The following is a 24,190-nucleotide window of genomic DNA, read 5'->3' as shown; positions in this document are numbered from 1 at the left end:
CTGCTGACCGCACACGTCTCGGCGTACACCGCTCATCCTCCCCGCCCCACTCTCCGGAGACCTCTCTCATGGCGCTGCACTGTCCCCATTGCGGAACCGCCACCCCCGGCGATGCCCGCTCCTGCGCGAGCTGCGGCCGGGACCGCGAGGCTCCACCGGGCGCCGCCGCGCCCACGATGCCCGGCATGCCCGCGATGCCCGCCGCCCCGCCGCCGCCTCCGCCGGGCTACGCGCCGGGGCAGACGTACGGGCAGGGGCAGGGGTATGGGCAGTCGTACGGGCAGGGGTCTGGGTACGGGCCCGGATACGTTCCCGGGCACGCTCCCGGTGCGCCCCAACAGCCCACCGCCGCAGGCCAGTTCCTCTCCCGTACGTTCCGCAGCGGCTGGGCCGCTTCCGTCCGGGCCGCCGCCTGGCCCCTCGGGCTGCTGCTCGTCCTCGGCGTCGGGCTCGTCGTCCTCTCGTACGCGCTGGACGGCGCCGACTCCGACGGCGAGCGCGAGATCGACCTCGGCTGGGCGGTCCGGCTGCGCCTCGCGTTCGCCCTGCTCCTCCAGGCTTTCGGCGGGGGTGTCGAATTCCACGCCGTACGTTCCGGCTACCGCGTCGACCCCGCCGACGGCACGGGCGACTGGCCCGACTACGGCTCGGGCGTCGACACCCCCGGCCTGGCCGCCGAGGGCGGGGCCCTCCTCTCCTTCGTCCCGCTCACCATCACCGTGCTGCTCGTCCTCGCCCTGTGGGCCGGGGCGCGGACGATGCGCCGAGGGATCGCCGCGCAGCAGGCCCAGCGCGTCGCCATGGGCCAACTGCCCAGCCGTACCGCGGGCGTTGAGGCCGCCGTACGGGTCTCCCTGATCGTCGCCGTGGGTGTGCTGATCATCGGGCTCGTCTCGCAGCCCACGATCGAGACCGTCGAGATGTCGATCTCCCCGGCGCTCGTCACCCTGATCGCGTTCGTCGTCGCGCTGGGCGTCACCGTCGGCGTCCTCCAGCGCGACGACCTCGCCCAGTGGGCGGCGCAGCGGCCGGGAACCGTCCTGGCGGTACGTGCGCTGGGGTCCGCGGTACGGGCCCTGGGGCTCGCCGTCGTGCTGTGCACCGTCGCGGGCCTCGTCGTCCTGGTCGTGAACGGCGAGGACGACCTCGCCGACTTCCTGGTCCTCCTCCCCATCCTGCCCAACATCGGGCTCGCCGTCCTGGGGCTGTGCTGGGGAGTGCCGATCACGTACGACCTCCAGGGCAGGGGGGCCATGCTCCGCTCGGGCGACAGGCACGGCGAGATCGGCCTGGACCAGATCGCCGAGGCGATGAACGGGTGGGCGGTGGTCGGCGCGCTGGGGCTCGGGCTGGTGTGCGCGCTGATCCTCGGCGTGGTGGCGGCGCGGCGGACTCCGCAGCGGGTGGGACAACTGGTCTCCGCGGTGTCCTACTTGGGGCTCGTGCTCGTCCTGATGGCCGCCTCCGGGGTCTCCATGGAGGTCGCCGGAAGGGTCCGGGAATTCAACATCGCGACCGGTCGGGTCTCGGCGACGCTGGGCATCGCCGAGGCGCTCCTCTTCGGACTCCTGTGGATCGCGGGCGCCACCCTGGCAGGCCCCTACGTCGCCAAAACCCTCCGCCTCACCAGGCGCAACCCTCCCTTCCCCTGAGGCAGAGGTTCTCGGAGTGTGCGGTCCGCGCCCGGGTGTGCCTGCGGCGGGCTGCCCCTCCCCGCCCCTTCACCTATAGCGCTCGCCGCGCGGCAGTCCCGGACACGTGCAGGCACGTCGTGGCTGGCCGCGCAGTTCCCCGCGCCCCTAGAGGCATGCTCCGCAGCCTCCCTAGCCCCCTTGGGCGGCGGGGCCGCCCCCCGGGGGCGGAACGGGCGGGCAAGGGGGCGGCCCCCCTCGCTCCGGGCCCACCCCGGTGCTGGCCCCGCTCCACCCCACCGCCGCCGCACCCGGCGAAGGGGCCCAGCTCACCCCCGTACCCCGCCTAAAGCGTCAGCCGGAAGCACCGCCCCCGCCTCTCCGGCGCCTCCCCCACCCCCGGCACCACGAAGCTCTCCGCCTCCCGCATCCCCAGCCTCTCCGCCACCGCCGCCGACCGCACGTTCCGCACGTCCACCATCGCCGCGACCTCCCGCACCCCGGCCGCCCGCACGCGCCTCAAGGTCTCCTGCGCGGCAGCGGCCACGTATCCCCGGCCCCAGAACTCGCGCCCCAGCCGCCACCCGATCTCGATCTCCCCGACCGGACCGTAATGCTGGTGCGGCCACGGCTGCGCGCCCGTGAAGCCGACCACCCGGTCGTCCTCGTCCAGCAGCGTCCACAGACAGAAGCCCAGCTCGGCGTCGTGCTTGCGCTGCCGCGCGGTCAGTTCCCCGTACACGGAGACCCCGAAGGGCTTGCCGCCGAAGAACTCCATGACCTCCTGGTTCTTGAACACGTCGTACCAGGCGTACGCGTCCTCGTCGGTCGGCACCCGCAGCCGCACCACGGGCAGAGCACGAGAGGTCGCTACGGACGGGTCGGGAGCCACAGGTGGCGTGAGGGTCATGAGGGCAGCCCTTCAGGTGATGGAGGAGTACGCCCCCATAGACTGCCCGTAGCCCTGTGCCGTCAAGGCACAACATCGACATCGAGTCTTACGGGAGACCCCGCCGTGACCGAGCCCGCGACCGCGACCCCCTCCGAACACAGCGCAGATGTGATCGTCGTCGGGGCCGGACCCGCCGGCTCCGCGACCGCGTACTACCTGGCCAAGTCCGGCCTGGACGTACTCCTCCTGGAGAAGACCGCGTTCCCCCGCGAGAAGGTCTGCGGCGACGGCCTCACCCCCCGCGCCACCAAGCAGCTCGTGTCGATGGGCATCGACATCTCCGAAGAGGCCGGATGGCTGCGGAACAAGGGGCTCCGGATCATCGGCGGCGGGCAGCGGCTCCAGTTGGACTGGCCCGAGCTCGCCTCGTACCCGGACTACGGACTCGTCCGCAAGCGCGACGACTTCGACGAGCAGCTCGCCCGCCAGGCCCAGAAGGCGGGCGCGCGGCTGTACGAGCGCTGCAACGTGGGGGCCCCGATCCTCGACAAGCGCACCGGGCGCATCACGGGTGTCGAAGCCAAGCTGGGGGAGGAGAAGCTGCCGGTCACCTTCCACGCGCCCCTCGTCGTCGCCGCCGACGGCAACTCGACGCGGCTGTCGCTCGCGATGGGGCTGCACCGCCGGGACGACCGCCCGATGGGCGTCGCGGTACGGACGTACTTCACCTCGCCCCGGCACGACGACGACTACCTGGAGTCCTGGCTGGAGCTGTGGGACCGGCGCGGCCCGCAGGACCGGCTGCTGCCCGGGTACGGCTGGATCTTCGGCATGGGCGACGGCACGTCCAACGTCGGCCTCGGCATCCTCAACTCCAGCAAGGCGTTCAAGGAGCTGGACTGGCGGGAGGTGCTCAAGGCGTGGTGCGCGTCCATGCCCGAGGAGTGGGGTTACACCCCCGAGAACATGACCATGCCCATCCGGGGCGCCGCCCTCCCCATGGCCTTCAACCGCCAGCCCCATTACACCAAGGGCCTCCTGCTGGTCGGCGACGCGGGCGGCATGGTCAACCCGTTCAACGGCGAAGGCATCGCCTATGCGATGGAGTCGGGCCAGATCGCCTCCGACGTCATCGTCCAGGCCCACGCCCGCGCCACCCCCGCCCAGCGGGAACTCGCGCTCGCCCGCTACCCGCAGGTCCTCAAGGACACGTACGGCGGCTACTACACGATGGGCCGCGCCTTCGTGAAGCTCATCGGCAACCCGAAGATCATGAAGCTCGCGGCGGAACGCGGTCTCACCCACCCCGTCCTGATGCGCTTCACGCTCAAGATGCTCGCCAACCTCACCGACCCGACGGGCGGCGACGCGATGGACCGCATCATCAACGGGCTGGCGAAGGTGGCTCCCAACTCCTGAGCAGGGAGCGGGAGTTGCTGCCTGGGCCGCTGGCGTCCCGGGTGCGGGTGAGTAGCCTCCTGAGTACGTGTGCTCATGTCCCGCCCCGGTCCGCCGCCGGAGACTGACGTCGTACGTCAGCCCCTCCGGCCGGCAGGCCGGGACCGCCAGGACCGAGAGGCCACCGCCATGAGAGACGCCGCCCCCGCCAGCTCCCCGGCCCCGGTCGACGTGTCGCCCGGCAAGCCCCTGCACGCCTTCCTCGCCGTCGTCCTGTGGGTGGCCACGGCCGCCTCGCTGGCGTGCCTGCTCCTCTTCGTCGGCACCATGTCCCTCTGGATGGCGGCAGCGGACGTGAACCCGTTGGGGTACGTGGCGACCACCCTCGCCGTGCTGGCGGTCGGCGCTGTCTGCCTCAGCGCGGTGCGCAAGCTGCCCCGTCTGCGCCCCCTGCCGTACGTGACGCGGGCCGCCGCCCTCGGCGCCGTCGCCTGCCCGTTCCCGGCCGCCGCCGCGTGGCTGCTCTTCGCCACGGGCTGACGTACGTACCGCCCGTCAGCCTGCCGCGTCGATGAGCTGACGCAACGCCGTACGGAAGACGTCGTGGTCCGTCAGCACCGGCAGGAACTCCTCCACGTTCCCCGTCAGCGCCGGGAAGTCCGCCGGGTCCAGTGCGGCCAGCGCGGTCCGGGTGCGGACCGCGTTCTCCTGCGGGGCCCGGTGGTCCACGAACGTCGCGCAGCCCAGCGTGAGCAGATACATCCTGCGGTACGTCGCCATGGCCTGGGCGGCGGTCAGCCCGCGCGCCAGGTGCCCCGCCATCTCCGGCTCCGTCAGCCGGGCCAGCAACTGCGGTCCCAGCCACGGCCGCGCACCGCGCAGCGCCACCAGCCCGGGGTGCGCCACCAGCAGCTCGTACAGCGCCCGGAACCGGATCTCCGTCGCCTGCGCCCACTCCGTGCCCGGCGCGACGTCCGGAATTCCGGCCGCCAGGTGGTCCGTACAGAGGTCGAGCAGTCCGGCGACGTCGGTGCAGCGCCGCTGCACGGTCGCGTGCGAGATGCCCAGCCGGTCCGCGACGCTGCGGAAGCTCAGGGCCTGCGGGCCGTCCCGGTCGACGATCGACAGGGCGGTCTCCGCGATGAGTTCGGGCGTCGCGCGGTCCAGGGAAGGAGATTGCCTCGGCATGAGAGACACCGTACGGTACGCCGTATCAAACGTCCGCATTCCGCGCCTGGAGCCCCTGTGCCGCACCTCCGTGCCCTGCCGCCCCCGACCCCCGGCGAGATCAAGGCCGCCGCCGACCGGATCTCCGGCCACGTCCGGCCCGTCACGGTGGTCAGCGCCTCCCCCTCCCTTTCCCTCGCCCTGGAATTCATGCAGCACACCGGCAGCTTCAAGGCGCGCGGCGCGATGAACTTCCTCCTCGCCCACCAGGAAGCGGGCACCCTCCCCGCCGCCGGAATCACCATCGCCTCGGGCGGCAACGCGGGCCTCGCCTGCGCGTGGGCGGCGCGGGCGCACGGGGTGCGGGCGACCGTCTTCCTCCCCGAGAACGCGCCGCCGGTGAAGGTGGCCAGGCTCCGTTCGTACGACGCGGACGTACGGCTCGTCGGGCAGCGGTACGACGAGGCCCGCGCGGCCTGCGCCGACTTCGCGGAGACCTCGGGCGCGCTGGCCTCGCACGCGTACGACCACCCGCTGATCGCGGCGGGCGCGGGGACCCTGACGGCGGAGATCCTGGACCGGGTCCCGGGCGGCCTGGACACGATCGTCGTCTCGGTCGGCGGCGGAGGGCTCTTCGCCGGGGTCGCGACTGCCGCCCTGGAGGCGGGAGTCGGGGTCGTCGCCGTCGAGCCGGAGAACTGCCGGGCCCTCGACGCGGCGCTGTCGGCGGGGCGCGTGGTGGACGTGCCGGTGTCCTCCGTCGCCGCCGACTCCCTCGGCGCGACCCGTGTCTCCTCGGCGGCCCTGGAAGTGGCCCGCCGCCCCGGCGTCCGCTCGGTCCTGGTGCCGGACGAGGCGATCGTCGAGGCCCGCCAACGGCTCTGGACCGACCACCGCCTCGCCGTCGAACACGCGGCGGCCACGGCCTACACGTACACCCCGGAGGCGGGGGAGCGGGTCGCGACCGTCCTGTGCGGCGCCAACACCCCCCTGTCCGACCTGACCTAAACGCGCCCCCTCGGGCTCCGCCCGCGCCCCCTCGGGCGGCGGGGCTCGCCTCGTCCCCTTGGGCGGCGGGGCTTCCGCCTAGCCCCCTTGGGCGGCGGGGCCGCCCCCCGGGGGCGGAACGGGCGGGCAAGGGGGCGGCCCCCCTCGCTCCGGGCCCACCCCGGAGCACCCCCGCCCCACCCCGACACCGCCCAACCAACGAAAGGGCCGCCGCCCCCGAGCGGGAGGACGACGGCCCTTTGCCGAACTGCACGTACTGCACGTACTGCACGTACTGCACGTACTGCACGTACAAGAAGAGCGAACTACACCGCGATCAGAGAACGCGCACGGCCCCCGTCGGCGGGTCATACGACAACGGCCGCTCCACCACACCCGTCCCCGAGTTCTGCGCCCCGACGAAGTTCCCGCCACCCACGTAGATCCCCACGTGGTACGCGCTGCCCGCGCCACCCCAGTACAGGATGTCGCCCGGCTGGAGGTTGCCGAGCCCGACCTGCTTGCCGAAGGTCGACTGGCTCTGCGAGACCCGCGGCAGGTCCACGCCGATGGTGCGGAACGCGGCCTGGGTCAGGCCGGAGCAGTCCCACGCGTTCGGGCCGGTGCTGCCCAGCACGTACGCGTCGCCGATCTGCGCCCGCGCGAACGCGATCACAGCGGCGGCGCTGCCAGTGGCAGTCGACTTGGAGGAGGAGGCGGAGCTGTCGGAGCCCCCGCCGGACGAGCCGGACGAGTACGACGCGAGCGAGGAGCGGCCGGACGAGCGCGAAGCACGCTCCTCGTCGGCAGCCTTCTTCTCGGCCTTCTCGCGCGCCTCGTCGGCCTTCTTCTTGGCCTCGGCCTTGCGGTCCGCCTCGGCCTTGGCCTTCTTGGCGTCCTTCGCGGCGGTCTCGGCGGCCGCCTCCTGGCGGGCCTGCCGGTCGTACTCGAAGGCGATCTGCTGCGTCGCCTCGGCGGCGGTGCTGACCGTGGTGGTGGGCTTCGCGGAAACGTCGGTGAGCGTCGGCATCTCGACCGTGGTCTCGTGCACCGGCTCGGCGTTCGCCGGAGCAGCCGCACCAGCCACCGCGATGGTGCTGAGGACGCCACCGGCAACTCCGGCACGGAGCGCCATCTTCGAGGCGCTGCGGCGGGGCTTCCGGTGGCTGGGTATGTGAGCGGTGTGGGACATGAGAACAACCGCTATCAGAGGTAACGACTCGGCATCAAGAAACGTGGTCTCCGCCACAGTTGCCGTTCCGCGGCTCGAATTGCGCGTCGCCGCACCCTTATTGACGCCGTAAAGGGCAAAACGGGCATCGTCGATCAACCCTGTGATCATGGGTTTTCCGCGATACGCCCGAAATGCCCCGACGCCTACCATCCGTTCACACGCATGGCCAAGCCCGCTTTCCCGGCGCGATGTTGGGCGTGACGCAGGTCACACTCCGGGCGCGCAACGAGGAGTTGCCGGGAGGAGTCGACGGACGGAGCCGCCCCGGCCCGTCCGTTCGTGAACGCGTGCACGTGTCCACTCGCCTCCGCGACCCCCCTCGCGAGAGTGAGTTCGGGTGGGAGGAGGGGAGGAGGGGTCCGCGCGGGGGCCCTATCACCCCGTCGCGTCCAGCTCCAATTTGCTTGTATGGGCCAGCTCTTGATAGAGCAACACGCCCTCGACCAGCGACAACGCCACCGAATGTCACGTCCGGTGATCACTTGCGCGCTTCCGGTACGTAGATCACTGCTCATCCGGCTTCATGATCCTTCGTCAGGTGGTGGAGATCACAAAGACGTTGTCGTACCCCGTGTCGCAGATCACAGACCGGCAGGCATAGGATGCGGGGCAGTCAGGCTTGTGAACTGCCTCACATATCCGCGATCTTCATACCGTCTTCGCGGTCGGAGAGAAGGGGAGAGGCGCACCGGCCCCCCGCTCCGGGGCAAGCACGAGCCCGGTGCGGTCCAACGGTCAAGGACGACTGGAAGGAGCGAGGAGGGTGAATGCTTACGCGCCCATCCTTGTGCTCGGCGCCCTCGGGGCAGGGTTTGCGATCTTCTCCGTGGTCATGGCCACGCTTATCGGCCCCAAGCGCTACAACCGGGCGAAGCAGGAAGCGTACGAGTGCGGCATCGAGCCCACTCCCACGCCCGCCGGCGGCGGACGCTTCCCGATCAAGTACTACCTGACGGCGATGCTGTTCATCGTCTTCGACATCGAGATCGTCTTCCTTTACCCCTGGGCGGTCTCCTTCGACGCCCTGGGGATTTTCGGGCTCGTCGAGATGCTGCTCTTCGTGCTCACCGTTTTTGTCGCGTACGCGTACGTATGGCGTCGCGGCGGCCTGGAATGGGACTGAGGGGCTGAGGGATCACCCATGGGACTCGAAGAGAAACTGCCGAGCGGATTCCTGCTCACCACCGTCGAACAGGCCGCTGGCTGGGTGCGGAAGTCCTCCGTCTTCCCCGCCACCTTCGGCCTCGCCTGCTGCGCCATCGAAATGATGACGACGGGCGCGGGCCGGTACGACCTGGCCCGCTTCGGCATGGAGGTCTTCCGCGGTTCGCCGCGGCAGGCGGACCTGATGATCGTGGCCGGGCGGGTGAGCCAGAAGATGGCGCCCGTCCTGCGACAGGTCTACGACCAGATGCCGAACCCCAAGTGGGTCATCTCCATGGGCGTCTGCGCCTCGTCGGGCGGCATGTTCAACAACTACGCCATCGTGCAGGGCGTCGACCACATCGTGCCGGTCGACATCTACCTCCCCGGCTGCCCGCCGCGCCCCGAGATGCTGATCGACGCGATCCTCAAGCTCCACCAGAAGATCCAGTCCTCCAAGCTCGGCGTGAACGCGGAAGAAGCCGCCCGCGAGGCGGAGGAGGCGGCCCTCAAGGCGCTCCCCACGATCGAGATGAAGGGGCTGCTGCGGTGAGCGAGCGACCCGAGAACGCTGCGAATTCCGGTCATTCCGCGAACGGAGTGCCCGCCCCGCGCGACGCGGGCGGCGAGGTGCTCCGCACCCGCAAGGGCATGTTCGGCGCCAACGACGGCGGGGACACCAGCGGTTACGGCGGACTCGTCCGCACCGTCACCTTCCCCGGCGAATCGTCCCGCCCGTACGGCGGGTGGTTCGACGAGGTCGCCGACGAACTCGAAGGGGCGCTGGAGGAGCAGGACCTGCTCCCCTCCCACGCCATCGAGAAGACGGTCGTCGACCGCGGCGAACTCACCTTCCACATCGCGCGCGAGCACCTGCTCCAGGTCGCCCGCACCCTGCGCGACGACCCGGCGCTCCGCTTCGAGCTGTGCACCGGAGTCAGCGGCGTGCACTACCTGGAGGACAAGGGGCGCGAGCTGCACGCGGTCTACCACCTGCGCTCGCTCACCCACGGACGCCTGATCCGGCTCGAAGTCAGTGCCCCCGACGCCGACCCGCACGTCCCGTCCCTGGTCGCGGTCTACCCGACCAACGACTGGCACGAGCGCGAGGCGTACGACTTCTTCGGCCTGATCTTCGACGGCCACCCCGCCCTGACCCGGATCATGATGCCGGACGACTGGCAGGGCTTCCCGCAGCGCAAGGACTATCCCCTCGGCGGCATCGCCGTCGAGTACAAGGGCGCCCAGATCCCGGCTCCGGACCAGCGGAGGTCGTACTCGTGACCACCCCCTCTTCTTCCCCTTCTTCCCCTTCTTCCGCCGCCGCGCGCGAGACCACCGAAGGCACCGTCTACACGGTCACCGGCGGCGACTGGGACGAGGTCGTCCAGTCCGCGGCGAAGGCCGACGACGAGCGCATCGTCGTCAACATGGGCCCCCAGCACCCGTCCACGCACGGCGTGCTCCGGCTGATCCTGGAGATCGACGGCGAGACCGTCACCGAGGCCCGCTGCGGCATCGGCTACCTCCACACCGGCATCGAGAAGAACCTCGAATTCCGGAACTGGACGCAGGGCACCACCTTCGTCACGCGCATGGACTACCTGACGCCCTTCTTCAACGAGACGGCGTACTGCCTGGGCGTCGAGAAGCTGCTCGGCATCACGGAGCAGATCCCGGACCGCGCCAGCATCATCCGCGTCCTGCTGATGGAGCTCAACCGGCTCTCCTCGCACCTGGTCTGCATCGCCACCGGCGGCATGGAACTCGGCGCGACCACGATCATGATCTACGGCTTCCGGGACCGCGAACTCATCCTGGACGCCTTCGAGTTGATCACCGGCCTGCGCATGAACCACGCGTTCGTCCGCCCCGGCGGCCTCGCCCAGGACCTCCCGCCGGGAGCCATGGACAAGCTCGCCGAGCTGCTGAAGACCATGCGCAAGAACCTCCCCGAGTACGACAAGCTCGCCACCGGCAACCCCATCTTCAAGGCCCGCATGCAGGACGTCGGCTACCTCGACCTCACCGGCTGCATGGCCCTGGGAGCCACCGGCCCGGTCCTGCGCTCCGCCGGTCTCCCGCACGACCTGCGCAAGACCGACCCGTACTGCGGTTACGAGACCTACGACTTCGAGGTTCCCGTCGCCGACACCTGCGACTCCTACGGCCGGTTCCTGATCCGGCTGGAAGAGATGCGCCAGTCCCTCGACATCGTCGAGCAGTGCCTGGAGCGCCTCAAGAAGCCGGGTGACGTCATGGTCGCCGACAAGAAGATCGCCTGGCCCGCCCAGCTCGCCATCGGCGCCGACGGCCTCGGCAACTCCCTCGACCACATCCGCAAGATCATGGGCACCTCCATGGAGGCCCTGATCCACCACTTCAAGCTGGTGACCGAGGGCTTCCGGGTCCCGGCGGGCCAGGCGTACGCGGCGGTCGAGTCGCCCAAGGGCGAACTCGGGGTACACGTCGTCTCCGACGGCGGCACCCGCCCCTACCGGGTCCACTTCCGCGACCCGTCCTTCACCAACCTCCAGGCCATGGCGGCGATGTGCGAGGGCGGCCAGGTCGCCGACGTCATCGTCGCCGTCGCGTCCATCGACCCCGTGATGGGAGGCGTCGACCGATGACCGATGTGTCACTGGGCATGCCCCAACTGCCCGCCCCCGCCTACCCGGACGAGGTCCGGGCCCGCCTCGCAGCGGACGCGAAGGAGGTGATCGCCCGCTACCCCGACAGCCGCTCGGCCCTGCTGCCGCTGCTGCACCTCGTGCAGTCCGAGGAGGGGTACGTCTCCCGCACCGGCATGCGGTTCTGCGCCGAGGTCCTCGACCTCACCACCGCCGAGGTCACCGCCGTCGCCACCTTCTACACCATGTACCGGCGCAAGCCGTCCGGCGACTACCAGGTCGGCGTCTGCACCAACACCCTGTGCGCGGTGATGGGCGGCGACGCCATCTTCGAGGAGCTCAAGGCGTATCTGGGCGTCGGCAACAACGAGACGACCGGGGACGGGCAGGTCACCCTCGAACACATCGAGTGCAACGCCGCCTGCGACTACGCCCCCGTGGTGATGGTCAACTGGGAGTTCTTCGACAACCAGACCCCGGAGTCGGCGAAAAAGCTCGTCGACGACCTCCGGGCGGGCCGCTCCGTCGAGCCCACCCGGGGCGCGCCCCTGTGCTCGTACAAGGAGACCGCCCGCATCCTGGCCGGGTTCCCCGACGAGCGCCCGGGCGCGGTCGAGGCTTCCGGCGGCGCCGGTCACGCCTCGCTGCTCGGCCTCAAGCTCGCCAAGGGCGAGGCGATCGGCCAGCCCCGTGTCGTGTCGCCGCGCGGCGAAGCCAAGCAGGAAGCACCGCAACGCGGTTCGGGCCACCTCAGCTCGCACGACGCCCCTCAGCCCACCTCGGCCTCCGACCCGGCCGCGGCACCCGAGCAGCATCCGGCAGGACCCTCGTCCGAGGAGGGGGAGTGATGACCTTGGCACCCGAGATGGCCGGAAACGGCAACGGCAACGGGGACAGCCCCGAGAAGCTGCTCTCCCCCGTCCTCTCCGCCTTCTGGGACGACCCCAAGTCCTGGACTCTGGAGACGTACCGCAGGCACGAGGGGTACGAGGGCCTGCGCAAGGCCCTCGCCATGACCCCGGACGACCTCATCGCGTACGTGAAGGACTCCGGTCTTCGCGGGCGGGGCGGAGCCGGATTCCCCACCGGGATGAAGTGGCAGTTCATTCCGCAGGGCGACGGAAAGCCGCACTATCTAGTTGTCAACGCCGACGAATCGGAGCCGGGGACCTGCAAGGACATCCCGCTCCTCTTCGCGAACCCGCATAGCCTCATTGAGGGCATCGTCATCGCGTGTTACGCGATCCGTTCGAACCACGCCTTCATCTATCTGCGCGGAGAGACCGTCCCCGTGCTGCGCAGGCTGCACGAGGCCGTGCGGGAGGCGTACGAGGCCGGATACCTCGGCAAGGACATCCTCGGCAGCGGACTCGATCTCGAACTCACCGTGCACGCGGGGGCGGGCGCGTACATCTGCGGAGAAGAGACCGCACTGCTCGACTCGCTCGAAGGCCGTCGCGGTCAGCCCCGGCTGCGTCCTCCTTTCCCTGCGGTCGCCGGGCTCTATGCCTGTCCCACTGTTGTTAACAACGTCGAGTCGATCGCATCCGTTCCCGCGATTCTCAACAAGGGCAAAGAATGGTTCCGTTCGATGGGAAGCGAGAAGTCCCCGGGCTTCACGCTGTACTCGCTGAGCGGCCACGTCACCAACCCGGGCCAGTTCGAGGCCCCGTTGGGAATCACCCTGCGCCAACTGCTCGACATGAGCGGCGGAATGCGCGCCGGGCACCGGCTCAAGTTCTGGACGCCGGGCGGTTCCTCCACCCCGATGTTCACCGACGAGCACCTCGACGTACCCCTTGACTACGAGGGAGTCGGCGCGGCCGGTTCCATGCTCGGCACCAAGGCCCTCCAGTGCTTCGACGAGACGACCTGCGTCGTGCGCGCCGTCACCCGCTGGACCGAGTTCTACGCCCACGAGTCCTGCGGCAAGTGCACGCCCTGCCGCGAAGGCACCTACTGGCTGGTGCAGTTGCTGCGTGACATCGAGGCGGGCAAGGGCCAGATGTCCGACCTCGACAAGCTCAACGACATCGCCGACAACATCAACGGCAAGTCCTTCTGCGCGCTCGGAGACGGTGCGGCCTCGCCGATCTTCTCCTCGCTCCAGTACTTCCGCGAGGAGTACGAGCAGCACATCACCGGCAAGGGCTGCCCCTTCGACCCCGCCAAGTCGACCCTCTGGGCCGACCGGCACGCCGACCACACGGAGGTGAACGCATGACCGTCACGACAAGTGCACCCTCCGGGGGCGGCGAGGCGGCGGTCCCGCCCGAGGACCTCGTATCGCTCACGATCGACGGCATCGACATCAGCGTCCCCAAGGGCACCCTGGTGATCCGCGCCGCCGAACTCCTCGGCATCGAGATCCCCCGGTTCTGCGACCACCCCCTCCTCGACCCCGCCGGCGCCTGCCGCCAGTGCATCGTCGAGGTCGAGGGCCAGCGCAAGCCGATGGCCTCCTGCACCATCACCTGCACCGACGGCATGGTCGTCAAGTCGCAGCTCACCTCGCCCGTCGCCGACAAGGCACAGCGCGGCGTGATGGAACTGCTGCTGATCAACCACCCGTTGGACTGCCCGGTCTGCGACAAGGGCGGCGAGTGCCCCCTCCAGAACCAGGCGATGTCGCACGGCGACGCCGACTCCCGCTTCGAGGGCAAGAAGCGGACGTACGAGAAGCCCGTCCCGATCTCCACCCAGGTGCTCCTGGACCGCGAGCGGTGCGTGCTCTGCGCCCGCTGCACCCGGTTCTCCAACCAGGTGGCGGGCGACCCGATGATCGAGCTGATCGAGCGCGGCGCGCTCCAGCAGGTCGGCACCGGCGAGGGCGACCCGTTCGAGTCGTACTTCTCCGGCAACACCATCCAGATCTGTCCGGTCGGCGCGCTGACCTCGGCCGCGTACCGCTTCCGCTCCCGCCCGTTCGACCTGGTCTCCACGCCGTCGGTCTGCGAGCACTGTGCCGGTGGCTGTGCCACCCGCACCGACCACCGCCGAGGCAAGGTCATGCGGCGCATGGCCGCCGAGGACCCGGAGGTCAACGAGGAGTGGCTGTGCGACAAGGGGCGCTTCGGCTTCCGGTACGCGCAGCGACCCGACCGGCTGACGACTCCTCTCGTACGCAACACCGAGAGCGGTGAGCTGGAGCCCGCGAGCTGGCCCGAGGCGCTCGCCGCAGCCGCCGAGGGGCTGGCCGCCGCGCGCGGCCGGGCCGGTGTGCTGGCCGGTGGCCGTCTCACCGTCGAAGACGCCTACGCGTACGGCAAGTTCGCCCGCGTCGCCCTCGACACCAACGACGTCGACTTCCGCGCCCGCGTCCACAGCAGCGAGGAGGCCGACTTCCTGGCCGCCCGCGTCGCCGGACGCGGCCGCGACCTCGACGGTTCAGGAGTGACGTACACGGCCCTGGAGAAGGCCCCGGCGGTCCTGCTCGCCGGGTTCGAGTCCGAGGAGGAGGCCCCCGGCGTCTTCCTGCGGCTGCGCAAGGCCCACCGCAAGTACGGTCAGCGCACCTTCGCCCTCGCCTCGCACGCCACCCGCGGCCTGGAGAAGGCGGGCGGCACGCTGCTCCCCGCCGCCCCCGGCACCGAGACCGACTGGCTCGACGCCCTCGCCGGGCACGCGGGCCTGGAGGCCGACGGGGTCAAGGCGGCCGACGCGCTGCGCGAACCCGGTGCGGTGATCGTCGTCGGTGAGCGCCTGGCCGGTGTGCCGGGCGCACTGACCGCCGCCGTACGGGCCGCGTCCGCGACCGGAGCCGAACTGGTGTGGATCCCGCGCCGGGCCGGAGAGCGCGGCGCCGTCGAGGCCGGGGCGATTCCGTCGCTGCTGCCCGGCGGGCGTCCCGCGACCGACCCCCGCGCGCGCGAGGAGGTCGCCTCCGTGTGGGGCGTCGCCGAACTCCCGCACCGGTACGGGCGCGACACGGGCCAGATCGTCGAGGCCGCCGCGACCGGCGAACTCCTCGCCCTGGTCGTCGCCGGAGTCGACCCCGCCGACCTGCCTGACCCTTCGCGCGCGCGCACGGCGCTCGACGAGGTGCGCTTCCTGGTCTCCCTGGAGCTGCGGCCGAGCGAGGTCACCGCGAAGGCGGACGTCGTGTTCCCGGTGGCCGCGGTCGCCGAGAAGCCCGGCACCTTCCTCAACTGGGAGGGCAGGGTCCGCATGTTCGAGGCCGCGCTGAAGCCCGAGCAGATGACGCGCAGGCTCGCCCCGAGCGACGCCCGGGTGCTGCACATGCTGGCCGATGAACTCGCCCGCGCCGGAGGCACTGAGCGACACGGTCACTTCGCGCTGCCGGACCTCAAGTCCGTACGGCGAGAGCTGGACCGGCTCGGCGCGTGGGAGGGGCCGCACGCCTCCGTACCGCTGGAGACGTCCCGGCCGCTGCCCCGCGCGGGCGCCGGCGAAGCCGTACTCGCCGGACACCGGATGCTGCTCGACCAGGGCAGGCTCCAGGACGGCGACGAGGCCCTCGCGGGCACCCGGCACGCGGCCGTGGCCCGGCTCTCCCCGGCCACCGCCGCCGAGACGGGCGTCCAGCACGGCGACGTACTCGCGGTCACCGGACCTGCCGGAACCGTGCGACTGCCGCTCCAGGTCAGCGAGATGCCCGACCGCGTGGTCTGGCTCCCGATGAACTCGGTCGGCGGCGGCGTCCTCTCCGACACCGGGGCTCGCCCCGGCCAGTTGGTCACCCTCGCACCCGCGAAGGCCGGGTCCAGCGCTCCGACGGAGGTGACGGCATGACGACGTACCCACTCGCCGTGGAAGACCTGTCCATGTTCGGCACGGACCCCTGGTGGCTCGTCGCGATCAAGGCCGTCTTCTGCTTCGCGTTCCTGATGGTCACCGTGCTCTTCTCCATCGTGTGGGAGCGCAAGGTCGTCGCCTGGATGCAGCTGCGCATCGGCCCCAACCGGCACGGCCCCTGGGGCATGCTCCAGTCGCTCGCCGACGGCATCAAGCTGATGCTGAAGGAGGACCTGGTCGTCAAGCGCGCCGACAAGGTCGTCTACGTCCTGGCCCCGATCGTCGCCGCCATCCCCGCCTTCATGGCCATCGCGGTGATCCCCTTCGGCCCGCCGGGCAATGAGATCTCGATCTTCGGCACGCGTACGACGATGCAGCTCACCGACCTGCCGATCGCGATGCTCTACATCCTCGCGGTCGCCTCCGTCGGCATCTACGGCATCGTCCTCGCGGGCTGGTCCTCGGGCTCCACGTACCCGCTGCTCGGCGGTCTCCGCTCCTGCGCGCAGATGATCTCGTACGAGATCGCCATGGGCGCGGCCTTCGCCTCGGTCTTCCTCTACTCCGGGTCGATGTCGACCTCCGAGATCGTGGCGCAGCAGCACGACAAGTGGTTCATCGTCGTGCTGCCGGTGTCCTTCCTGATCTACGTGGTGACGATGGTCGGCGAGACCAACCGCGCCCCGTTCGACATGCCGGAGTCCGAGGGCGACCTCGTCGGCGGCTTCAACACCGAGTACTCGTCGATCAAGTTCGCCCTGTTCATGCTGGCCGAGTACGTCAACATGGTCACCGTCTCGGCGGTCTCGGTCACCCTCTTCCTGGGCGGCTGGCGGGCCCCGTACCCGATCAGCAGCTTCTGGGAGGGCGCGAACCACGGCTGGTGGCCGATGCTCTGGTTCGTCCTCAAGGTGCAACTGCTGCTGTTCTTCTTCATCTGGCTGCGCGGCACGCTGCCACGCGTGCGCTACGACCAGCTGATGAAGCTGGGCTGGAAGGTCCTGATCCCGCTGTCGGTGGTCTGGCTGATGCTGGTCGCCACCATGCGGGCGCTGACCCGGGAGGGCGTGGAGTTCCGGTCGATCCTCTTCGGGGTGGCCGGGGCGGTGCTCGCCGTACTGCTGATCTCGTACGTGTGGGACATGTTCCGCCGGGCCAAACACGAAGAGCCCGAAGACGCCCGGGGCACAGCCGCGTTCGACCCGATGGCCGGTGGATTCCCGGTGCCTCCGCTGCCAGGACAGACCCTGCCGCCCGTGCCGCGAAGGCGGTCCAGGCAGGAGCGGGAGCTCGTTGTCAGTGGCGGCGGCAATACTGAGGGCATTGCTACTGAGAGTGACGGAAAGGAGGCTGACGGTGTCTGATGCATCTTCCCGGGGCGAAGACCCCCGGACCCCCTGGCAGAACCCCGTGGCCGGTTTCGGCGTGACCTTCAAGGCCATGTTCAAGAAGCGGCTGACCGAGCAGTACCCGGAGACGCCGAAGGTGACGGCGCCGCGCTTCCACGGCCGTCACCAGCTCAACCGGCACCCCGACGGACTGGAGAAGTGCGTCGGCTGCGAGCTGTGCGCCTGGGCCTGTCCGGCGGACGCCATCTACGTGGAGGGCGCGGACAACACCGAGGAGGAGCGCTACTCCCCGGGTGAGCGGTACGGCCGCGTCTACCAGATCAACTACGCCCGCTGCATCCTGTGCGGGCTGTGCATCGAGGCGTGTCCCACGCGGGCGCTCACGATGACCAACGAGTTCGAACTGGCCGACAGCAGCCGCGAGAACCTCATCTACACCAAGGACCAGCTCCTCGCCGGTCTCACCGAGGGCATGGTCGACTCCCCGCACTCGATCTTCCCGGGCACGGACGAGCAGGACTACTACCGGGGCCTGGTCACCGAGGCCGCCCCCGGCACCGTGCAGCAGGTCGCGCTGAGCCGGGGGGAGCGGCCCCAGGAGGCCGCCTCCACCTTCGGCGAGGACGAGCCCGCGTCCAAAAAGGTGGTGGGAGCGTGAGCGCCCTCGCCGCCGCACCCGGTACGGTGCTCGCCGCCGCCGCTTCCACGGGCGAGGCCGTCCAGTTCTGGATCCTGGGCACGGTCGCCGTGGTCGGGGCCCTGGCCACCATCCTGATGAAGAAGGCCGTGCACAGTGCGCTGTGCCTCGCCGGGACCATGATCATCCTGGCGGTCTTCTACCTCGCCAACGGGGCGTACTTCCTGGGCATCGTCCAGATCGTCGTCTACACCGGCGCGATCATGATGCTCTTCCTCTTCGTCGTCATGCTCGTCGGCGTCACCGCGGCGGACTCCCTCAAGGAGACCCTGAAGGGGCAGCGCTGGCTGGCCGCCGGTTGCGGACTCGGCTTCGGCATCCTCTTGATCGTCGGCATCGGCAACGCCGGGATCAAGGAGTTCAACGGACTGGGCCAGGCCAACGCGGCGGGCAACGTCCAGGGCCTGGCGAAGCTGATCTTCACGGATTACGTCTTCGCCTTCGAGATCACCGGCGCCCTGCTGATCACCGCCACGGTCGGCGCGATGGTCCTCACCAACCGCGAGCGCACCGAGCGCAGCAAGACCCAGCGCGAACTGTCCGAGCAGCGCGTCCGCGAGGGCAAGCACCTCCCGCCGCTGCCCGCCCCCGGCGTCTACGCCCGGCACAACGCGGTGGACATCGCCGGTCTGCTCCCCGACGGCACCCCGTCCGAGCTGACCGTCATGCAGACGCTGCGCGAGCGCGGCCAGATCCGCGACGTGTCGACGCAGGCCCTCAACGACCTCAAGGCGCTGGAACAGCGCTCCGAGGAGCGGCTGGGCCGTGACGCGGGTCGCGACCGAGAAGAGGAGGCGGCCAAGTGAATCCGGTGAACTACCTCTACCTGGCTTCCCTGTTGTTCACCATCGGCGCGGCAGGAGTGCTGATCCGGCGCAACGCCATCGTCGTGTTCATGTGCGTCGAGCTGATGCTCAACGCCTGCAACCTGGCACTCGTCGCGTTCTCCCGGATGCACGGCAATCTCGACGGCCAGATCATCGCCTTCTTCACGATGGTCGTCGCCGCCGCCGAGGTCGTGGTCGGCCTGGCGATCATCGTGTCGCTGTTCCGGTCCCGTCACTCGGCCTCGGTCGACGACGCCAGCCTGATGAAGCTGTAAGGGGCGCAAAGAATCGTGGAGAACCTGATCGCGCTGCTCGTCGCAGCGCCACTGCTCGGAGCGGCCGTACTGCTGTGCGGCGGGCGCCGATTGGACAAGATCGGCCACTGGCTGGGCACCCTGCTCGCCGCCGGTTCGTTCGTCGTCGGCGCCGTGCTCTTCGTCGACATGATCGGCAAGGACGCGGGTGACCGCGCCCTGCACCAGAAGCTGTTCAGCTGGGTCCCGGTCGAGTCCTTCCAGGCGGACATCGCCTTCCAGCTCGACCAGCTGTCGATGACCTTCGTCCTGCTGATCACCGGTGTCGGCACCCTGATCCACCTCTACTCCATCGGGTACATGGAGCACGACGAGCGCCGCCGGCGCTTCTTCGGCTACCTGAACCTCTTCCTCGCGGCGATGCTGCTCCTGGTCATCGCCGACAACTACCTCCTGCTGTACTTCGGCTGGGAGGGCGTCGGCCTCGCCTCGTACCTGCTCATCGGGTTCTGGCAGCACAAGCCCAGCGCGGCGACGGCGGCCAAGAAGGCGTTCCTGGTCAACCGCGTCGGCGACATCGGCCTGTCCATCGCGATCATGCTGATGTTCACCACCTTCGGCACCTTCGCCTTCGGGCCCGTGCTGGGTGCGGCGGAGGGCGCGAGCGAGGGCAAGCTCACCGCGATCGGCCTGATGCTGCTGCTCGCCGCGTGCGGCAAGTCGGCGCAGGTGCCGCTCCAGTCCTGGCTCGGCGACGCGATGGAGGGCCCGACCCCGGTCTCGGCCCTCATCCACGCGGCGACCATGGTGACCGCGGGCGTGTACCTGATCGTCCGCTCCGGTGCGATCTTCGACGGGGCCCCCGACGCCCAGTTGGTGGTCACCGTCGTCGGCGCGGTCACGCTCCTCTTCGGTGCGATCGTCGGTTGCGCGAAGGACGACATCAAGAAGGCGCTCGCCGGATCGACGATGTCGCAGATCGGCTACATGATCCTCGCGGCCGGACTCGGCCCGATCGGCTACGCCTTCGCGATCATGCACCTGGTGACGCACGGCTTCTTCAAGGCCGGGCTCTTCCTCGGCGCGGGCTCCGTCATGCACGGCATGAACGACGAGGTCGACATGCGCAAGTACGGCGGCCTGCGGAAGTACATGCCGGTCACCTTCGTCACCTTCGGCCTCGGCTACCTGGCGCTCATCGGCTTCCCCGGTCTGTCCGGCTTCTTCTCCAAGGACAAGATCATCGAGGCGGCCTTCTCGGCGGGCGGCACCCAGGGCTGGGTCCTGGGCGCGGCCACCCTGCTGGGCGCGGGCCTCACCGCGTTCTACATGACGCGCGTGATGCTGATGACCTTCTTCGGCGAGGAGCGCTGGCGGAACAGAGCCACCGCTTCCCCGGCCCAGCCCGACGTGGAGCCCGCCGCCGAGACGCACGGGGCCCATGCGGAGCCGCACCCGCACGAGTCGCCCAAGTCGATGACGATCCCCATGATCGTCCTCGCCTTCGGATCGGTCTTCGCGGGCGGCGTGTTCAGCATCGGCGACCGCTTCGTCAACTGGCTCGCCCCGGTCACCAAGTTCGAGCACCCGCACCCGCCGATCAGCATCCCGGTCATCACCGGCGCGACGATCGCGGTCCTGCTGCTCGGTGTGGTCGCCGCGTACTTCCAGTACGGCCGCAAGCCCGTCCCGGTCGTCGCCCCGCGCGGTTCGCTGCTCACCCGGGCCGCCCGCCGCGACCTCCTCCAGGACGACTTCAACCACGTGGTCCTGGTCCGCGGTGGCGAGCACCTCACCCGCTCGCTGGTCTACGTCGACCACAAGGTGGTCGACGGCGTGGTCAACGGCACCGCGGCCTCGGTCGGCGGGCTCTCGGGCCGACTGCGCAAGCTCCAGAACGGCTACGCCCGCTCGTACGCGGTCTCGATGTTCGGCGGTACGGCGATCCTCATCGCCGCGACCCTGCTGATGAGGGCGGTCTGATCACGATGTCCTTTCCCCTGCTCACCGCGACGGCGGTCCTCCCGGCGGCCGGTGCCCTCCTCACCGCCGCCGTGCCGGCCGCCCGTCGCACGGCCGCCAAGTGGCTGGCGCTGCTGGTCTCGCTCGGCACGCTGGTGCTGGCCGCGATCATCCTCATCCGCTTCGAACCCAGCGGCGACCGCTACCAACTCACCGAATCCCACTCCTGGATCAAGGACTTCGGCGTCCGCTACGAACTGGGCGTCGACGGCATCGGGGTGGCGCTCATCGCGCTGACCGCGCTGCTGATCCCGTTCGTGATCGTCGCGGGCTGGAACGACGCCGACCCCCTCGACAAGAAGGACAACAAGCGCTGGCGCCCCACTCAGGGCTTCTTCGCGCTGATCCTGATGGTCGAGGCGATGGTGATCATCTCCTTCGAGGCCACCGACGTCTTCCTCTTCTACATCTTCTTCGAAGCCATGCTCATCCCGATGTACTTCCTCATCGGCGGCTTCGGCGACCGGGCGCACAGCGGAACGGACGAGGCGGCGGCGACCCAGCGGTCGTACGCGGCGGTCAAGTTCCTCCTGTACAACCTGGTCGGCGGCCTGATCATGCTGGCCGCCGTCATCGGTCTCTACACGGTCACCGGCACCTTCTCCCTCGCGGAGATCGCCGAACTCCGCGCCAACGGCGGCCTGGAGATGTCGACCAACGTCGAGCGGCTGCTCTTCCTCGGCTTCTTCTTCGCCTTCGCGGTGAAGGCCCCGCTGTGGCCGCTGCACACCTGGCTGCCGAACGCGATGGGGGAGGCGACCGCCCCGGTCGCCGTCCTCATCACGGCGGTCGTCGACAAGGTCGGCACGTTCGCGATGCTCCGCTTCTGCCTCCAGCTCTTCCCGGAGGCCAGCAAGTGGGCGACGCCCGCGATCCTCGTCCTGGCGCTGATCAGCATCGTGTACGGGGCACTGCTCGCCGTCGGCCAGCGCGACATCAAGCGTCTGGTGGCGTACGCGTCGATCTCGCACTTCGGGTTCATCATCCTGGGCATCTTCGCGATGACCAGCCAGGGCCAGTCCGGCGCGACGCTGTACATGGTCAACCACGGCATCTCGACGGCGGCGCTGATGCTGGTCGCGGGCTTCCTGATCTCCCGGCGCGGCTCGCGGCTCATCGCGGACTACGGCGGGGTGCAGAAGGTGGCCCCGGTGCTCGCCGGCACCTTCCTGATCGGCGGCCTGGCGACACTCTCGCTGCCGGGCCTGGCGCCCTTCGTCAGTGAGTTCCTGGTCCTGGTCGGCGTGTTCGCCGCGTACCCGGTGGTCGGCGTCATCGCCACCACAGGCATCGTCCTCGCCGCCCTCTACGTCCTGGTGCTCTACCAGCGCACGATGACCGGACCGGTGAAGGCCGAGGTCAGCGGGATGAAGGACCTCAAGGCCCGCGAGCTGACCGTGGTGGTGCCGCTGATCGTGCTGCTGATCGGGCTCGGGGTCTTCCCGAAGCCGCTCACCGACATCGTCAACCCGGCGATCACCCACACCATGCACGACGTGAACAAGCAGGACCCCAAGCCTGAAGTGGAGGCCGCGAAGTGAGCGCAGTGACTGTCCACAGCCTGTGGACGACTCTGGCGGCCCCGGCTCCGGGCTCGGAGCTGAAGTTCGACGCCCCGACCATCGAGTACGCGCAGCTGTCGCCGATCCTGATCATCGTCGGCGCGGCCGTCCTCGGCATTCTGGTCGAGGCGTTCGTGCCCCGAAAGGCGCGCTACTACGCCCAGTTGTTCCTCTCGGTGGTGGCCATCGCCGCCGCCTTCGCCGCCATCGTCGGCCTCGCGGCCAGCGGTTTCGGCACCACCAAGGCGCACATCGCGGCCATGGGCGCGATCGCGGTCGACGGCCCGGCGCTGTTCCTCCAGGGCACCATTCTCCTGGCCTCGCTGGTCGCCGTGTTCACCTTCGCCGAGCGCAAGCTCGACCCGGAGGCGCACGGCAACCGGGTCGACTCCTTCGCGGCGGACGCGGCGGCGGTGCCCGGCAGCGACGCCGAGAAGGCGGCCGTCAAGGCGGGCTTCACCACCACCGAGGTCTTCCCGCTCGCCCTCTTCGCGATCGCGGGCCTGCTCGCCTTCCCGGCGGCCAACGACCTGCTGACGCTCTTCATCGCGCTGGAAGTCTTCTCCCTCCCGCTCTACCTCCTGTGCGCCGTCGCCCGCCGCAAGCGGCTGATGTCGCAGGAGGCGGCCGTGAAGTACTTCCTGCTCGGCGCGTTCTCCTCGGCGTTCCTGCTGTTCGGCATCGCCCTGATCTACGGGTACGCGGGCTCCGTCTCGTACGCGAAGATCGCCGACATCGTCGACGGCACCACCCAGCAGATCTCCCCGGCGCTCGCGGACACCATGGGCAACGACGCGCTGCTCCTGATCGGCATGGCGCTGATCCTGATGGGCCTGCTCTTCAAGGTCGGCGCGGTCCCCTTCCACATGTGGACCCCGGACGTCTACCAGGGCGCACCGACCCCGGTCACCGGCTTCATGGCCGCGGCCACCAAGGTCGCCGCCTTCGGCGCGCTGCTCCGTCTCCTCTACGTCGTGCTCCCGGGCCTCACCTGGGACTGGCGGCCGGTGATGTGGGGCATCGCCATCGTCACGATGCTGGGCGGTGCGATCGTCGCGATCACCCAGACCGACATCAAGCGGCTCCTCGCCTACTCCTCGATCGCGCACGGCGGCTTCATCCTGGCCGGTGTCATCGCGGCCACCCCCGACGGCATCTCGTCCGTCCTCTTCTACCTGCTCGCCTACTCCTTCGTGACGATCGGCGCGTTCGCCGTGGTCACGCTGGTGCGCGACGCGGGCGGCGAGGCGACGCACCTGTCGAAGTGGGTGGGCCTCGGCCGACGCTCCCCCCTGGTGGCGGCGGTCTTCGCGGTCTTCCTCCTCGCCTTCGCGGGCATCCCGCTGACCTCCGGGTTCTCGGGCAAGTTCGCGGTCTTCAAGGCGGCGGCGGAGGGCGGGGCGGGTGTCCTGGTCGTGGTCGGCGTGCTGTCCTCGGCGGTCGCCGCCTTCTTCTACATCCGGGTCATCGTCCTGATGTTCTTCAGCGAGCCGAAGGCGGACGGCCCGACGGTCGCCGTGCCGTCGGTACTGACGACGACCGCGATCGGGGTGGGCGTGGCGGTGACGCTGGTGCTGGGCGTGGCCCCGCAGTACTTCCTCGACCTCGCGGGCCAGGCGGGAATCTTCGTCAGGTAGCCGCC

21 protein-coding genes are annotated in these 24,190 nt (G+C 69.9%); 18 read left to right on the top strand and 3 right to left on the bottom strand.

The genetic code is table 11. The features are described 5' to 3' along the window. The first annotated feature begins 185 nt into the window (after positions 1 to 185). On the top strand, positions 186 to 1,652 hold the full coding sequence (locus OG897_RS26195) for a hypothetical protein (protein ID WP_266659910.1): 1,467 nt from the start codon (positions 186 to 188) through the stop codon (positions 1,650 to 1,652). 325 nt (positions 1,653 to 1,977) lie between these two features. Here the strand turns inward: OG897_RS26195 and OG897_RS26190 are convergent, their stop codons facing one another. Further along, positions 1,978 to 2,541: a GNAT family N-acetyltransferase gene (locus OG897_RS26190; protein WP_266659908.1), complete on the bottom strand. Its 564-nt coding sequence runs from the start codon at positions 2,539 to 2,541 to the stop codon at positions 1,978 to 1,980. A gap of 105 nt (positions 2,542 to 2,646) precedes the next feature. Here OG897_RS26190 and OG897_RS26185 point away from each other — a divergent pair, with 105 nt between their 5' ends. Together OG897_RS26185 and OG897_RS26180 are read left to right on the top strand one after the other, a co-directional pair. Continuing rightward, positions 2,647 to 3,942: a geranylgeranyl reductase family protein gene (locus OG897_RS26185; protein WP_266659906.1), complete on the top strand. Its 1,296-nt coding sequence runs from the start codon at positions 2,647 to 2,649 to the stop codon at positions 3,940 to 3,942. Positions 3,943 to 4,110: 168 nt separating this feature from the next. Continuing rightward, positions 4,111 to 4,461, top strand: coding sequence for a hypothetical protein (locus OG897_RS26180; RefSeq protein WP_266659904.1), 351 nt, complete (start codon positions 4,111 to 4,113; stop codon positions 4,459 to 4,461). A 15-nt stretch (positions 4,462 to 4,476) separates the two neighbouring features. On the opposite strand, the gene OG897_RS26175 is transcribed toward OG897_RS26180, so the two are convergent. Next, positions 4,477 to 5,109, bottom strand: coding sequence for a TetR/AcrR family transcriptional regulator (locus OG897_RS26175; protein WP_266659902.1), 633 nt, complete (start codon positions 5,107 to 5,109; stop codon positions 4,477 to 4,479). Between the two features lie 57 nt (positions 5,110 to 5,166). Between OG897_RS26175 and OG897_RS26170 the strand changes: the two genes are divergently transcribed. Further along, complete coding sequence (locus OG897_RS26170) at positions 5,167 to 6,096, top strand: threonine/serine dehydratase (RefSeq protein WP_266659900.1); 930 nt, start codon at positions 5,167 to 5,169, stop codon at positions 6,094 to 6,096. A gap of 316 nt (positions 6,097 to 6,412) precedes the next feature. Here the strand turns inward: OG897_RS26170 and OG897_RS26165 are convergent, their stop codons facing one another. Beyond that, entirely contained in the window at positions 6,413 to 7,267 is an 855-nt protein-coding gene (locus tag OG897_RS26165; protein ID WP_266659898.1) for a C40 family peptidase, read from the bottom strand. A gap of 805 nt (positions 7,268 to 8,072) precedes the next feature. Here OG897_RS26165 and OG897_RS26160 point away from each other — a divergent pair. The 14 genes from OG897_RS26160 to nuoN are packed head-to-tail and all read left to right on the top strand — an operon-like array spanning position 8,073 to position 24,185. Next, positions 8,073 to 8,432: an NADH-quinone oxidoreductase subunit A gene (locus OG897_RS26160; protein WP_189821185.1), complete on the top strand. Its 360-nt coding sequence runs from the start codon at positions 8,073 to 8,075 to the stop codon at positions 8,430 to 8,432. 18 nt (positions 8,433 to 8,450) lie between these two features. Beyond that, on the top strand, positions 8,451 to 9,005 hold the full coding sequence (locus tag OG897_RS26155) for an NADH-quinone oxidoreductase subunit B family protein (RefSeq protein ID WP_055509252.1): 555 nt from the start codon (positions 8,451 to 8,453) through the stop codon (positions 9,003 to 9,005). Beyond that, complete coding sequence (locus tag OG897_RS26150; RefSeq protein WP_266659895.1) at positions 9,002 to 9,736, top strand: NADH-quinone oxidoreductase subunit C; 735 nt, start codon at positions 9,002 to 9,004, stop codon at positions 9,734 to 9,736. The genes OG897_RS26155 and OG897_RS26150 overlap by 4 nt, the downstream gene beginning before the upstream one ends. Then, positions 9,733 to 11,082 carry an NADH-quinone oxidoreductase subunit D gene (locus OG897_RS26145; RefSeq protein WP_266659893.1) on the top strand — a complete coding sequence of 450 codons (1,350 nt, stop codon included), beginning with the start codon at positions 9,733 to 9,735 and terminating at the stop codon, positions 11,080 to 11,082. The genes OG897_RS26150 and OG897_RS26145 overlap by 4 nt, the downstream gene beginning before the upstream one ends. Before the next feature lie 17 nt (positions 11,083 to 11,099). Continuing rightward, positions 11,100 to 11,930: an NADH-quinone oxidoreductase subunit NuoE gene (nuoE, locus tag OG897_RS26140; protein ID WP_266660518.1), complete on the top strand. Its 831-nt coding sequence runs from the start codon at positions 11,100 to 11,102 to the stop codon at positions 11,928 to 11,930. Then, positions 11,930 to 13,306, top strand: coding sequence for an NADH-quinone oxidoreductase subunit NuoF (nuoF, locus tag OG897_RS26135; protein ID WP_266659891.1), 1,377 nt, complete (start codon positions 11,930 to 11,932; stop codon positions 13,304 to 13,306). Before nuoE ends, nuoF begins: the two co-directional genes overlap by 1 nt. Further along, on the top strand, positions 13,303 to 15,834 hold the full coding sequence (locus OG897_RS26130; protein ID WP_266659889.1) for an NADH-quinone oxidoreductase subunit G: 2,532 nt from the start codon (positions 13,303 to 13,305) through the stop codon (positions 15,832 to 15,834). Before nuoF ends, OG897_RS26130 begins: the two co-directional genes overlap by 4 nt. Then, complete coding sequence (gene nuoH, locus OG897_RS26125; RefSeq protein WP_266659887.1) at positions 15,831 to 17,201, top strand: NADH-quinone oxidoreductase subunit NuoH; 1,371 nt, start codon at positions 15,831 to 15,833, stop codon at positions 17,199 to 17,201. The genes OG897_RS26130 and nuoH overlap by 4 nt, the downstream gene beginning before the upstream one ends. After that, complete coding sequence (gene nuoI, locus OG897_RS26120) at positions 17,194 to 17,844, top strand: NADH-quinone oxidoreductase subunit NuoI (RefSeq protein WP_266659885.1); 651 nt, start codon at positions 17,194 to 17,196, stop codon at positions 17,842 to 17,844. The genes nuoH and nuoI overlap by 8 nt, the downstream gene beginning before the upstream one ends. After that, positions 17,841 to 18,689, top strand: a complete 849-nt coding sequence (locus OG897_RS26115; RefSeq protein WP_266659883.1) for an NADH-quinone oxidoreductase subunit J — start codon at positions 17,841 to 17,843, stop codon at positions 18,687 to 18,689. Before nuoI ends, OG897_RS26115 begins: the two co-directional genes overlap by 4 nt. Beyond that, complete coding sequence (gene nuoK / locus OG897_RS26110; protein WP_189554133.1) at positions 18,686 to 18,985, top strand: NADH-quinone oxidoreductase subunit NuoK; 300 nt, start codon at positions 18,686 to 18,688, stop codon at positions 18,983 to 18,985. The genes OG897_RS26115 and nuoK overlap by 4 nt, the downstream gene beginning before the upstream one ends. A gap of 15 nt (positions 18,986 to 19,000) precedes the next feature. Then, positions 19,001 to 20,947 carry an NADH-quinone oxidoreductase subunit L gene (gene nuoL, locus OG897_RS26105; RefSeq protein ID WP_266659878.1) on the top strand — a complete coding sequence of 649 codons (1,947 nt, stop codon included), beginning with the start codon at positions 19,001 to 19,003 and terminating at the stop codon, positions 20,945 to 20,947. A gap of 5 nt (positions 20,948 to 20,952) precedes the next feature. Further along, entirely contained in the window at positions 20,953 to 22,527 is a 1,575-nt protein-coding gene (locus OG897_RS26100) for an NADH-quinone oxidoreductase subunit M (protein WP_266659876.1), read from the top strand. Next, the gene (gene nuoN / locus OG897_RS26095; protein ID WP_266659874.1) at positions 22,524 to 24,185 is read left to right on the top strand and encodes an NADH-quinone oxidoreductase subunit NuoN; all 1,662 of its coding nucleotides are present in this window, start codon (positions 22,524 to 22,526) and stop codon (positions 24,183 to 24,185) included. The genes OG897_RS26100 and nuoN overlap by 4 nt, the downstream gene beginning before the upstream one ends. Positions 24,186 to 24,190 lie beyond the last annotated feature (5 nt).

Source organism: Streptomyces sp. NBC_00237 (genome assembly GCF_026342435.1).
Taxonomy (GTDB): domain Bacteria; phylum Actinomycetota; class Actinomycetes; order Streptomycetales; family Streptomycetaceae; genus Streptomyces.
The sequence above is the reverse complement of the archived record's forward strand: the minus strand, read 5'-3'. Positions and strand labels throughout refer to the sequence as shown.